This window comes from Saccharopolyspora kobensis (assembly GCF_900108315.1).
Taxonomy (GTDB): Bacteria; Actinomycetota; Actinomycetes; order Mycobacteriales; family Pseudonocardiaceae; genus Saccharopolyspora; species Saccharopolyspora kobensis.
The window spans coordinates 504,258-517,204 of record NZ_FNVB01000002.1; the positions used below are offsets into that span (position 1 = coordinate 504,258).

5 protein-coding genes are annotated in these 12,947 nt (G+C 71.6%); 1 reads left to right on the forward strand and 4 read right to left on the reverse strand.

Going from position 1 to position 12,947, the window contains the following annotated elements:
- Nucleotides 1-430 precede the first annotated feature (430 nt).
- Together C4T78_RS02220 and C4T78_RS02225 are read right to left on the reverse strand one after the other, a co-directional pair.
- Nucleotides 431-1,729, reverse strand: a complete 1,299-nt coding sequence (locus tag C4T78_RS02220; protein WP_235863085.1) for an MFS transporter — start codon at nt 1,727-1,729, stop codon at nt 431-433.
- 290 nt (nt 1,730-2,019) lie between these two features.
- A complete protein-coding gene (locus tag C4T78_RS02225) occupies nt 2,020-5,109 on the reverse strand; it encodes an amidohydrolase family protein (protein WP_218161469.1) in 3,090 nt (1,029 codons plus the stop codon).
- A gap of 298 nt (nt 5,110-5,407) precedes the next feature.
- Here C4T78_RS02225 and C4T78_RS36270 point away from each other — a divergent pair, with 298 nt between their 5' ends.
- Nucleotides 5,408-6,505 (forward strand): lytic transglycosylase domain-containing protein, encoded by a 1,098-nt coding sequence (locus C4T78_RS36270; RefSeq protein WP_235863084.1) that lies wholly within the window; start codon nt 5,408-5,410, stop codon nt 6,503-6,505.
- A gap of 382 nt (nt 6,506-6,887) precedes the next feature.
- On the opposite strand, the gene C4T78_RS02245 is transcribed toward C4T78_RS36270, so the two are convergent.
- Together C4T78_RS02245 and gltB are read right to left on the reverse strand one after the other, a co-directional pair.
- On the reverse strand, nt 6,888-8,339 hold the full coding sequence (locus tag C4T78_RS02245; protein ID WP_093347782.1) for a glutamate synthase subunit beta: 1,452 nt from the start codon (nt 8,337-8,339) through the stop codon (nt 6,888-6,890).
- Nucleotides 8,332-12,882, reverse strand: a complete 4,551-nt coding sequence (gltB, locus tag C4T78_RS02250) for a glutamate synthase large subunit (protein WP_093347780.1) — start codon at nt 12,880-12,882, stop codon at nt 8,332-8,334. The genes C4T78_RS02245 and gltB overlap by 8 nt, the downstream gene beginning before the upstream one ends.
- Between the last annotated feature and the right edge of the window lie 65 nt (nt 12,883-12,947).

Sequence of the window (12,947 nt, forward strand, 5' to 3'; positions counted from 1 at the left end):
CGTGGAGGTCGAAGTGGCGGCGCCGGCGGGTCGGATCACCGTCTCGCCGCCGCCGCAGCACCGGCAGCGGCGGCAGGACCAGATCGGCCAGCCCCAGGCGCTTCTCGGCGACCGCTGCCCGAACCGCCACCGCTTCCGCCCGGAACCGGGCCGCCGGACCTTCACCGATCGCGGCCAGGCACCAGCTGTAGTGCGGCTTGAGCGGATCGCTGTCGCACACCGCGAAGCCCGTCTCCTGCCCCGGTCGAGAGCTGCGGCCCACCGCCCGGCGTTGACCTCGCTCCAGTAGCTCGCCCGCACGACCGGATCGACCGGCTCGCTCCCGGTCGGCTGGTACTCCTCGACGACGTGACCGGGAAAGCGCCGACGGCACCAGGTGGTCTTGCCCGCCGCGCTCGGCCCCTCGACGACAACGATCACAGCGCTCCTCTCACGCCCCGAGGACGCGTCGGGCGTCGCGTTCGGGGTTGACCAGCAGGGCGGTGGCGATGCCGCCGACCGCGGCCGCCAGGCCGAAGACCTGGAACGCCAGGGCGAAGCCCTCGCTCGGCGTCGGCGCGACGTCCACCAGCCAGCCGGTCAGCGCCGGGGCGAACAGCCCCGACGACGACTGCAACGCGAGGAAGACTCCCAGCGTTCCGGACTGCTGGGCGGGCGGGCAGATCTGCGACACCGCGGCCGTCGCCAGCGGCAGTGCCACCGTCCCGATGCCGTAGCCGACCACCACCGCGATGATCGCCAGCACCGGCGACACCAGGTACGGCAGCAGCGCGAGCAGCGCACCGCCGATCAGCAGCCCGCCCGCCGGCACCAGACCGCGCTGCACCCGGGCGCTCGAACCGGCCGCGACGGCCCGGTCGCTGAACCAGGAGACCACCAGCATCGCGGTCATGCCCGAGATGCTCGGCAGGCCGAACATCACTCCGGCCTGCAGCCGGTCGATGCCCAGCCCGACCTCGAAGTAGGACGGCAGCCAGGTCAGGATCACCGACACCAGCCCGTACATGGTGAACGTGCCGACGACGCAGCCGAGGAAGGTGCGCGACAGCGCGATCCGCCGGAACGGCACCCGCTGCACGATCGGCGCGGATTCATTGCGCCCCAGCGGCGCCGCGTACGGGCCCTGCCGCCCGATCAGCGCCCAGGCCAGCGCCCACACGACCCCGGCCACGGCCAGCGCGACGAACGACGCCCGCCAGCCCCACACCGCGACGATCAGCGCCAGCAGCGGGGCGATGGCGATCTTGGCGATCGACGCGCCGGAGGACAACCACGCCGACGGGAAGCTGCGCTTCTCCTTCGGGAACCACTCGAAGGCCCCGGCGGCGGCCAGCGCGCCCGACGGCCCTTCCGCCGCGCCGAGGCCGATCCGGCTGATCAGCAGGGTGGCGAAGCTGGCCGAGACGAGCACCGGGACCATGGTCAGCGACCACAGCGCGGCCAGCGTGAACAGCACCCACTTGGTCCGGACCCGGTTGCCGATGAAGCCGACGGTCAGCCCGGCGATGCTGAACAGGAAGAAGAAGGCGCTGCCGATGAACCCGACCTGCGCCGATGTCAGCCCGAGCTCCTCCTTCAACGGTTGCGCGGCGATGCCGAACACCGTCTTGTCGGCCCAGTTGACCACGACGAACAGCACCAGCATTCCGGTGATCACCCAGGCCATCACCGGGCGCTGGACCGCAGCTGCGGTACCGGGTGCGGCTTCGTGCACTCTGTCGACGGACATGCGCGGTCCCTTCGGCGAAAGCGGGAAAGAGGTGCGAATTCCGGGAGGGCGACGACTGCCCGCCAATTGAACGAGACCCGGATCACACCGTCAAAGAGCAACGCGCGAACGCACCGATAGCCCACCACTATGGACACCGCGGGAGGCGAAAATTGCCGACTCCCAACTTATTGCGCGCAACGAAACACAAGAAGCGCCCCATCGCCCGCTGACACCGGATGCCGCACCGCCCGGGGCCGCTCCCACAGCGCACGAGCGCAGCGGAGGCACCCCCCGTGAACGGTGGTGGATCAGCAGCAGACGTGCCCGGAGGTGTACTCCGCGCCGTGCCACCAGTGCTCCTGCCGCGCCGGGAAGGTCCGGACGGTGTGCACCGGTCGCGCCGTAGGTTTCGCGGCGGGCCCGCCGATCAGCTCGTCGACGGTGTGCAGCACTCCGTCGAGCATCACCTGGCGGACCTGGGCCACGGCCCGGTTGTCGGTGAGCGGATCGCCCTGCACGAAGGCGAGGTCCGCGAGCTTGCCCGCGGTGACCGTGCCCAGCTGCTCGCTCATGCCGAGCACTCGCGCGCCACCGGCCGTGGCCGCGCGCAGGACGTCGTGGTTGTCGATCCCGTTGCGCACCATGGTGTCGAGGTTCAGGTGGTAGAAGATCGCGTGCGGCACCAGGGGCGAATCGGTGCCGACGGCGATGTTGCCGCCCGCCGCCACCATCCTGCGCACCGTCGCCACCTGCCGCGCGTTGTACCTCATCTCCGGCTCCGGGTAGCGGCCCGCCGCTTCCTCGACCTCGGCCCGGAACTCCTCGTACATCTCCGCCGGCAGCAACGCCTTCAGCCGCGGGTCCTCCAGCGCCCACCCGGCGAAGTGGTAGACCGCCGGAGTGGCCGGCGGGGCCAGCCCCAACGTGGGTGTCGAGGACATGCCCGCGCGGACCAGGGTTTCGATCACGTCGGCGTAAGCGCGGCCGGTCTGGCTCTCCTTGTGCCGGTGCCCGTAGCGGCTGGTGGCGCCGGTGTGCTCGACCGCGTCCGCGCCCAGCGCGGCGGGCCCGTACAGGTAGTGCGAGCTCACCGGCACGCCGCTGGCGTGCGCGAGCTCGATCGCCTCGCGCTGGCGGGAGTACGGCAGGCGGACGTAGGTCTTGACCATGTCGTGGCCGAGTTCGCCGACCCGCTCCAGCTCGCGGCGCAGCTCGTCGGAGTCGGTGATGGGCCGGTTGCTCTCGTAGTACACCCGGCCGCCGTCGACGAACTCCCCGGCGGCGAACACCCGCGGCCCCAGCCTGCTCCCCGACTCCTGCGCCTCCTTCGCCTCCACCGCGACGTAGTGGCCCGATCCCGGCGACCGCACCGAGGTGACGCCGAAGGACAGCCACAGCCGCGGGATCCGGTTGTTCTCCCACGGCAGGTGCTCGTGCGTGGCCACCATGCCCGGCAGCACCGTCAGATCCCGGGCGTCGATCACCTCCGGCGCGGCGAGGCCCCGGCCGACCGCCGCGATCCGGTTACCGCGGACCAGCACCTCCACATCGCGGCGCAGCTCCCGGTGCTCGCCGTCCCACAGCGCGCCGGCCCGGATCACCACCTCGCCGTCCGGCCGCCGCGGCCGCCAGGTCAGCCGGGTGGGCATCGACCGCACCGCGCCGCTGCGCACGTCGGCGATCCGGAGGCGGCCGTTGGACAGGTAGAGCAGGGTGCGGGAATCACCGCCCCAGCTCGGGCAGTCCGCGGTCTCCGCGCTGATCCGCCGCGGCGCGCCGACCGGCCGCGCTCGATCATCCACATCGGACACCCAGACGGTGCCGGACACCACGAACGCCGCGCTGCGCCCGTCGGGCGAGTACACCGGCCCCGCGTCGACCCGGTTGACCAGCGACCGGCCCGGCAGCGCCGGCGTGTACTCCGCCGCGCCGGTGGCCACGTCCACCGTCAGCACCTGGTTGCCGCCCTCCCGGTAGCGCCTGGTCACCGGGACGAAACCGGCCAGGCCCAGCTTGCTGCCGTCGGCGCTGAAGCACGGCCTGCCGGGCGCGTTGAGCGGCCCGGTGATCTTGCGCACCGCACCGGTCGCCAGCTCCACCGCGCACACCCAGCCGTGGGAGAGGAAGGCGACGCTGCGCCCGTCCGGGCTGAACGCGGGCGCCCGCTCGTCCCCGTCGAGATCGGTCAGCTGCCGCTGCTCACCGGTGGTCAGATCGTGCAGCCACAGGTCCAGCTGGCCGTTCCGGTCGCTGGTGAACACCAACGTCCGGCCGTCCGGTGACCAGGCCGGAGCGCCGTTGAAGTTGCCGTCGGCCACGACGCGCTCGGGCTCCCCGTCGCGCCGCAGCAACCAGATGTCGCCGAGCGCCTGGCAGGCCACCTGCTGCCCGTCCGGGGAGAGCGCAGGCCCCACCAGGCCCTTGACCGGCCGCGGCGCGGAGCTGTCGAAATCGCGCGTGCTCGCCCGCTCCACCGCGGGCCGCACCGAGACCTCCGCGGTGAAGGGCACGTCTTGCACGCGGCCGGTGCGCAGATCGCGGCGGCGGATCTTCCCGTCGGCGGTGTAGAGCACCTCGTCGGCCGACAGCCAGCGCGGCGCGAACGGGAACACGTCCTCGTCCGGGCCCGACACCTCGCGACCGTCGATCACCAGCACGGACCGGTCGGTGGTCAGGTGCACGTAGGCGAACCGCCCGTCGGGCGCGAAGGACGGTCCGGCGAGCTGGCCGTCGGCGACTTCGACGAGGGTGCGCCGGTTGCCCGCCGCGTCCACCGCGTCGATCGCCCGCGGCGCGTTGTCCACGCCCCTGGTGAAGGCGATCGCCGAGCCGTCGGGGAACCAGACCGGGTGCGCCTCCTGATCGGCACCGGTGGTCCAGTCGGTGATCCGGCCGGTGGCCGGTTCCAGCACCCGGATCCCGTACCGGCCGCCGGTCTCGCCGGAGAAGGCGATCCGGGTGCCGTCCGGCGAGAAACGCGGTTCCCGGTGATCGCTGGAACCGCTGGTCAGCAAGGTGAACCCGGAGCCGTCGAGGCCCAGCAGCGCCAGCTGGAACTGACCGTCCTGGTAGGACTGGCACACGATGCGCCGCCCGTCGGGTGCCACGTCCGGCTCCCCGGCCTCCTGCACGACGTCGGTGATCCGGACCGCCTCACCACCCGCCATCGGCACCACCCACAGCATGTTGAGCAGGTCGAACACCACCGCGCGCCCGTCGGGCGAAACCGCGGCGGCGGCGTTGGTGGCCTCGCGGATCACCACCTGCCGGGTACCGGCGGCACCCGGCTCGGCGAACGCCACCGGTTCACCGGCCAGCCTGGTCAACATCCACGCGGAGCCGAATCCAGCGGCGGCACGGCCGCCGTGCGCGAAGAGCGCTCGCCGGGACAGGTCCACCACGCACCTCCTGGGGAATGCAGCGTCGGCACCGCATTCAACGCGCGTCCGGCGATCTCGGCAAAGATCGTCATCCGGTTGGCACAACGCCGCGACCAGCACGAAGAACGCGATTCCTGCGCTGATCGACCGATGCGCGTTCGCCCGATCGGCACAACCTCCCGGCCGCCCGGTGTTCGCCCGCCCGACCACTTCTGGTGGTTCACAAGGTGCCGGTCGTGGGGCAAGGTCGAGCGCCGAGCCGGGTGGAGGTGAGCGGATTTTGGGGTATTTCAACCGCGGTGAGCGATTCACCGCTGTGACGACCGGTCTGCTGGTGGCGCTGGTCCCGGCGCTGGCGCTGGGCGGCGACGCGCTGGTGGAGAGCGTCGAACGCGCTGCGCCGCAGCCGCCGCCCGACGTGGCGATCAACGGCGAACTGCCCGTCGAGGAGCGGCTCAGCCCCGAGTTCCTGGAAGAGGTGCGCAACGGGGAGGACCTGTCCGAGCGCGCCGAACCCGCCGACCAGGTACCACCCGGCCCGCTCGGCATCCCCGGCGCGGTACTGGCGGCCTACCAGCGCGCCGACCGCACCTTGGCAGGCACCACGCCGGGATGCGGGCTGCACTGGTCGGTGCTGGCCGGGATCGGCCGCATCGAATCGCACCACGCGCGCTCCGGCCGGGTCGACGCCGACGGCCGGACCCTCGCGCCGATCCTGGGCCCGCGCCTGTCCGGCGGCCCGGGGATGGCGGCGATCCGCGACACAGACGGCGCGGCGCTGGACGGCGATGCGGTGTGGGATCGCGCGGTCGGCCCGATGCAGTTCATCCCGTCGACCTGGCGCAGCCAGGCCGCCGACGGCAACGCGGACGGAATCCGCGACCCGCACAACGTCTTCGACGCGGCCCTGGCGGCGGGCCGGTACCTCTGCAGCGGCGGAGGAGACCTGCGCGACCGCACCCAGCTGGCAGCGGCGGTGTTCCGCTACAACCACTCGCAGGCCTACGTCCGCAACGTCCTGGCCTGGGCGGACGCCTACGCGAGAGGTGTCATGCCGACCGCAGGCGACGCGACGGTTCCGCCGAGCGCCGAACTCGTCGCCTTCGCCCGCCCGCTCCCACCAGAAGCGCCGCCACCGCCTGGTGTCCCACCAGCCGCGGCACCACCTCCCGTGGGCCCGGCACCCGCTCCCGCACCAGCACCGGGACGACCGCCCGCTCCCCCGCCACCCGGAAGCACGACACCACCGCCACCGCCACCACCACCACCGCCGTCGGAACCACCACCGTCGTCGGAGCCCCCGTCCTCCTCGCAGCCACCGTCGAGCGAGCCGCCCCCGACCTCGGAACCGCCGACCTCGGCACCGCCCCCTCCGGCGACCTCCGCTCCGGAAACGACCTCACCGACGGGCTGACCGGCCGTCTCCGACACCTTGAGGGGCGTGCCCGGCGGCGCTTTGGCCTCCGGTCAACGACGAACACGGCGTTGTCGACCTGCCCGCGGACGCGATGCCTGGCGTTCGGCGGTGATAGCGGGATCGAGCCGGGGCCGGTCGTCTCGTGCGGGTAGAGCTCGCATGAAATTGGCTGCGTTGGCACGAAAGCCGCCAAAGCCCACTGCCAAGGGCACGGGACGCGAAACCCGCCTCGTGGAGACACGTCCCCGGAAGCGAGGTCTCGCCGGAGCATCCCGGGGCGGTGTGCCCGTCAGGAACCGCGTCCGGCGAACAGCCCTCCGATCAGACGAAACCCGAGCGTGACGGGCACCTCCGGAGCGCGGAGGTGCCCGTCGCGCGCTCACACGAGAGGGCGGTCGGTCGGGTTGATGGGCGCGGGGAGAATCTTCCGGCTGGTGAGGTAGGCGTCGACGTGGGCCGCTGCCGAACGGCCCTCCGCGATCGCCCAGACGATCAGGGACTGGCCCCGCCCCATGTCGCCCGCCGTGAAGACTCCGTCCACCGTGGTCATGAAGGTCTCGTCGCGGGCGACGTTGCCCCGGGGGTCGAGATCGACGCCCAGGTCCGCGATGAGGCCTTCTCGCTCCGGGCCGACGAAGCCCATCGCCAGCAGCACCAGGTCCGCCGGGATCTCCCGCTCGGTGCCCTCGACCGGTTCGAAGCCCGCGTCCGTGCGGCGGACCTCCACCAGGCGCAGGGCGCGGACCCTGCCCGACTCGTCGCCGAGCATCTCCTGGGTGCTCACCGAGTAGAGGCGTTCGCCGCCCTCCTCGTGGGCCGAGGAGACCCGGTAGATCATCGGGTAGGTCGGCCACGGGTTGGACTCCGGGCGGGACTCCGGCGGCATCGGCATGATCTCCAGCTGCGTCACCGATGCCGCGCCCTGGCGGTGCGCGGTGCCCACGCAGTCGGCTCCCGTGTCGCCGCCGCCGATGACCACCACGTGCTTGCCCTCGGCGTGGATCGGCGACCGCTGCAGGTCGCCCTCCTGCACCTTGTTGGCCAGCGGCAGGTACTCCATCGCCTGGTGCACGCCGTCCAGCTCGCGCCCCGGGACCGGCAGGTCGCGGGCCAGCGTCGAGCCGCCCGCCAGCACCACCGCGTCGTAGTCCGCGCGCAGCTGCTCCACCGTGACGTCCACGCCGACGTTCACACCCGTGCGGAACTCGGTGCCCTCGGCGCGCATCTGGCCGAGGCGGCGGTCCAGCCGCTGCTTCTCCATCTTGAACTCGGGGATGCCGTAGCGCAGCAGCCCGCCGACGCGGTCGGCCCGCTCGTAGACCACCACGCCGTGACCCACCCGCGTCAGCTGCTGGGCGGCGGCCAGCCCGGCCGGGCCGGAACCGATCACGGCGACCTTCTTCCCGGTGGCCGCGCGCGGCAGCTGCGGGCGCACCAGGCCGGAATCCCAGGCCTTGTCGATGATGCTGATCTCGACCTGCTTGATGCTCACCGGATCGGCGTTGATGCCGACCACGCACGCCGCCTCGCACGGGGCGGGGCACAACGTCCCGGTGAACTCCGGGAAGTTGTTGGTGGCGTGCAGCCGCTCGGCCGCCTCCTCCCAGTCGTCGCGCCAGACCAGGTCGTTCCACTCCGGGATCAGGTTGCCCAGCGGGCAGCCCTGGTGGCAGAACGGGATGCCGCAGTCCATGCAGCGGCCGGCCTGCTTCTGCAGCTTGGGCTGCTCGAACTCCAGGTAGACCTCGCGCCAGTCCTTGATGCGCACGTCCACCGGTCGGCGCTGCGGCGTTTCCCGCGGTGTGGTCAGGAATCCCTTGGGGTCAGCCATGAGCCGCCTCCATGATCGCCTCGTTGACGTCGCGGCCGTCGCGTTCGGCAGCGCTGCGCGCCGCGAGCACCCGCTTGAAGTCGCGCGGCATGACCTTGCCGAACCGCTCGACCGAGGTGTCCCAGTCGGCCAGCAGCTCGCGGGCCACCGCCGACTCGGTCTGCTCGAAGTGCCGCCGGACGCGGTCGTGCAGGAACTCCCGGTCGGCGTCGTCGAGCGGGTCCAGGTCGACCATCTCCGGGTTGATCCGCGCGGGATCGAGGTCGAGCAGGTAGGCGGTGCCGCCGGACATGCCGGCCGCGAAGTTGCGCCCGGTCCGCCCGAGGATCACCACGCGGCCACCGGTCATGTACTCGCAACCGTGGTCGCCGACGCCCTCCACCACCGCGATGGCACCGGAGTTGCGCACGGCGAAGCGCTCGCCGACCATGCCGCGCACGAACATCTCACCGCTGGTCGCGCCGTAGAGCAGCACGTTGCCCGCGATGATGTTGTGCTCGGCGGCGAACGGCGCCGCCGCGTCCGGCCGCACCACGATCCGCCCGCCGGACAGGCCCTTGCCGACGTAGTCGTTGGCATCGCCCAGCAGCCGCAGGGTGATGCCGCGCGGCACGAAGGCGCCGAAGGACTGCCCGGCCGAGCCGGTGAAGGTCACGTCGATGGTGTCGTCCGGGAGGCCTTCACCGCCCCACCGCCGGGTCAGCTCGGAGCCGAGCATGGTGCCGACCGTGCGGTTGACGTTGCGCACCGGGATGTCCAGCCGGACCGGCCGGCCTTCCTTCAAGCCGCCCTCGCAGAGCTGGATCAGCGTGTTGTCCAGCGCCTTCTCCAGGCCGTGGTCCTGCTCGACGACCTGGTGCCGCGCGGTGCCCGGCGGCAGCTCCGGCACGTGCGTGATCGGCGTGAGGTCCAGGCCGCGGGTCTTCCAGTGCCGCACCGCCTCGGAGGTGTCGAGCAGGTCGGCCTGCCCGATCGCCTCGTCGAGGCTCCGGAAACCCAGCTGCGCCAGGTACTCCCGCACCTCCTGGGCGACGAACTCGAAGAAGTTCACCACGTACTCGGCCTTGCCGGTGAACTTCTCGCGCAGCTGCGGGTTCTGCGTGGCCACGCCCACCGGGCAGGTGTCGAGGTGGCAGACCCGCATCATGATGCAGCCCGAGACCACCAGCGGAGCGGTGGCGAAGCCGTACTCCTCGGCGCCCAGCAGCGCCGCGATCACCACGTCGCGACCGGTCTTGAGCTGGCCGTCGGTCTGCACCACGATCCGGTCGCGCAGGTCGTTGGCCAGCAGCGTCTGCTGCGTCTCGGCCAGCCCGAGCTCCCAGGGACCGCCGGCGTGCTTGATCGACGAAAGCGGCGAAGCGCCGGTGCCGCCGTCGTGGCCGGAGATCAGCACCACGTCCGCGTGCGCCTTGGACACACCCGCCGCGACCGTGCCGACGCCAACTTCGGACACCAGCTTGACGTGGATCCGCGCCCGGGGGTTGGCGTTCTTGAGGTCGTGGATCAGCTGCGCCAGATCCTCGATCGAGTAGATGTCGTGGTGCGGCGGCGGCGAGATCAGCCCGACGCCCGGCGTGGAGTGCCGGGTCTTGGCCACCCACGGGTACACCTTGTGGCCGGGCAGCTGACCGCCCTCACCGGGCTTGGCGCCCTGCGCCATCTTGATCTGGATGTCATCGGAGTTGACCAGGTACTCGCTGGTCACGCCGAAGCGGCCGGAGGCGACCTGCTTGATCGCCGAGCGCCGCGAGTCGCCGCTGACGTCCGGGGTGAACCGGTCGGCGTCCTCACCGCCCTCACCGGTGTTGGACTTGCCGCCCAGCCGGTTCATCGCGATGGCCAGGACCTCGTGCATCTCCTTGGAGATCGACCCGTAGGAGATCGCGCCGGTGGCGAACCGCTTGACGATGGACGACACCGGCTCGACCTGCTCGATCGGCACCGGCTTGCGCGCCTCGCGGAACTTGAACAGCCCGCGCAGGGTCATCAGCTCGCGGGACTGGTCGTCGACCGCCTTGGTGTACTCCTTGAACACCTCGTAGCGACCGCTGCGGGTGGAGTGCTGGAGCTTGAACACCGTCTGCGGGTTGAACAGGTGCGGCTCGCCCTCGCGCCGCCACTGGTACTCGCCGCCGACCTCCAGCTTCCGGTGCGGTGCCTGCACCCCGTCGTCGGGGTAGGCGCGCCGGTGCCGCTCGGCGACTTCCTGCGCCAGCACGTCGAACCCGACGCCGCCGAGGCGCGAGGTCGTGCCGGTGAAGCACTGCTGCACGACCTCCTCGCCCAGCCCGATCGCCTCGAAGATCTGCGCGCCGGTGTAGGAGGCCACAGTGGACACGCCCATCTTGGACATGGTCTTGCGGACGCCCTTGCCCAGCGCCTTGATGAGGTTGTCGGTGGCCTGCTTGGCGTCGACGTCGCGGATCACGCCGGTCGCCACCAGATCTTCCACGGTGGCCATCGCCACATACGGGTTAACGGCAGCGGCCCCGTAACCGATGAGAAGAGCGACATGGTGCACTTCCCGGACGTCGCCGGCTTCGACGATCAACCCCACCCTGGTGCGCTTCTTCTCGCGCACCAGGTGGTGGTGCACGGCGCCGGTCGCCAGCAGCGACGGGATCGGCGCGTGCTCGGCATCGGCCGTGCGGTCGGAGAGCACCAGCACGTGCGCGCCGTCGGCGACGGCCGCCGAGACCTCCTCGCAGATCTCCTCCAGCCGGTTGCGCAGCGCTTCACCGCCACCCGCGACGTGGTAGGTCATCGACACCACCGCGGGCTTGAGGCCGGGGCGGTCGCCGTCGTCGTTGAGGTGCACGATCTTGGCGAGCTGGTCGTTGTCCAGCACCGGGAACGGCAGCGCCAGGTTGCGGCAGGCCGCCGGGTGGTGGTCGAGCAGGTTGTGCTCCGGCCCGACGTGCGTGCCCAGCGAGGTGACCAGCTCTTCCCGGATGGCGTCCAGCGGCGGGTTGGTGACCTGCGCGAACAACTGGGTGAAGTAGTCGAACAGCTGCCGCGGGCGCTCGGAGAAGGCGGCGAAGGGCACGTCGTTGCCCATCGAGCCGATCGGTTCGGCGCCGCTGGTGGCCATCGGCTTGAGCAGCACGCCGAGCTCTTCCTGCGTGTAGCCGAAGACCTGCTGCCGGTGCACCAGCGAGTCGTGCGAGGGCAGCTCCCGCTCGCGGTCGGGCAAATCGGCCAGCCGCACCACGCCCGCGTCCAGCCACTCCTGGTACGGGTGCTCGGCGGCGAGCTCGCCCTTGATCTCGTCGTCGTCGATGATCCGGCCGGCCTCGGTGTCGACCAGGAACATCCGGCCGGGCTGCAGCCGGCCCTTGCGGACCACCTTGTCCGGCTCGACCTCCAGCACGCCGACCTCGCTGGCCAGCACGACGAGCCCGTCCTCGGTGACCCAGTAACGCCCGGGACGGAGGCCGTTGCGGTCGAGCACCGCACCGATCTGCGTGCCGTCGGTGAAGGCCACCAGCGCCGGGCCGTCCCAGGGTTCCATCAGGTAGTTGTGGAACTCGTAGAACGCGCGGCGGGCCGGGTCCATCTCGGCGTGGTTCTCCCACGCCTCCGGGATCATCATCAGCACCGCGTGCGGCAGCGAGCGGCCGCCCAGGTGCAGCAGTTCGAGCACCTCGTCGAAGGTCGCCGAGTCGCTGGCGCCGGGGCTGGCGATCGGGAACAGCCGCTGCAGGTCACCGGGGATCAGGTCGGTGGCCAACATGCTCTCGCGGGTCCGCATCCAGTTGCGGTTGCCCTTGACCGTGTTGATCTCGCCGTTGTGCGCGATGTAGCGGTACGGGTGCGCCAGCGGCCACGACGGGAACGTGTTGGTGGAGAACCGGCTGTGCACCAGGCCGATCGCGCTGGCGAACCGCTCGTCGCCGAGGTCCGGGTAGAACGCGCCGAGCTGGGCCTCGGTGAGCATCCCCTTGTACACGATGGTGCGCGCCGACAGGCTCGGGAAGTACACGTCGGCTTCGTGCTCGGCCCGCTTGCGGACGCAGAACGCGCGCCGCTCCAGCTCCAGCGGCGTCCCGCCGGCCTCGTGATCGAGGAAGACCTGGCGGAAGCCCGGCATCGTCTCGCGCGCCGAAGTGCCGGCGCAATCGGGTGCGACCGGCAGGTCGCGCCAGCCGAGCAGCCGCAGGCCCTCCTCGGCCACGATCCGCTCGATGGTCTCCACCGCCCGCGCCGCTTCGCCGGGATCGGTGGGCAGGAACGCCGTGCCCACGGCGTATTCGCCGCGTCCGGGCAGCGCGAAGGGCACCTCGGCGCGGAAGAACGCGTCCGGGATCTGGGTGAGCAGGCCGACTCCGTCGCCGGTGTCGGGGTCGGCGCCCTTGGCGCCGCGGTGCTCGAGGTTGCGCAGTGCCGTCAGAGCTTTCTCGACCAGCTCGTGGCTCTGCCGACCCTGCAGGTCGGCGACGAAAGCGACACCGCACGCGTCGTGTTCATTGGCCGGGTCGTAGAGACCGCCGGCCGCGGCGCTGCGTTGCGCCACGCTTCTTGCATGGTGGGAAAGGGGCATCGTACCTCCCGTCGTCAGGCCGCGGTCCGCAACTGGGCATGACTCACCCACGGCGGAGCCGCAAG

Bases quoted from the DNA above. Each gene is read 5' to 3' on its own strand.
- C4T78_RS02220 (WP_235863085.1), bottom strand. From the start codon at position 1,729: ATGTCCGTCGACAGAGTGCACGAAGCCGCACCCGGTACCGCAGCTGCG.
- C4T78_RS02245 (WP_093347782.1), bottom strand. From the start codon at position 8,339: ATGGCTGACCCCAAGGGATTCCTGACCACACCGCGGGAAACGCCGCAG.
- gltB (WP_093347780.1), bottom strand. From the start codon at position 12,882: ATGCCCCTTTCCCACCATGCAAGAAGCGTGGCGCAACGCAGCGCCGCG.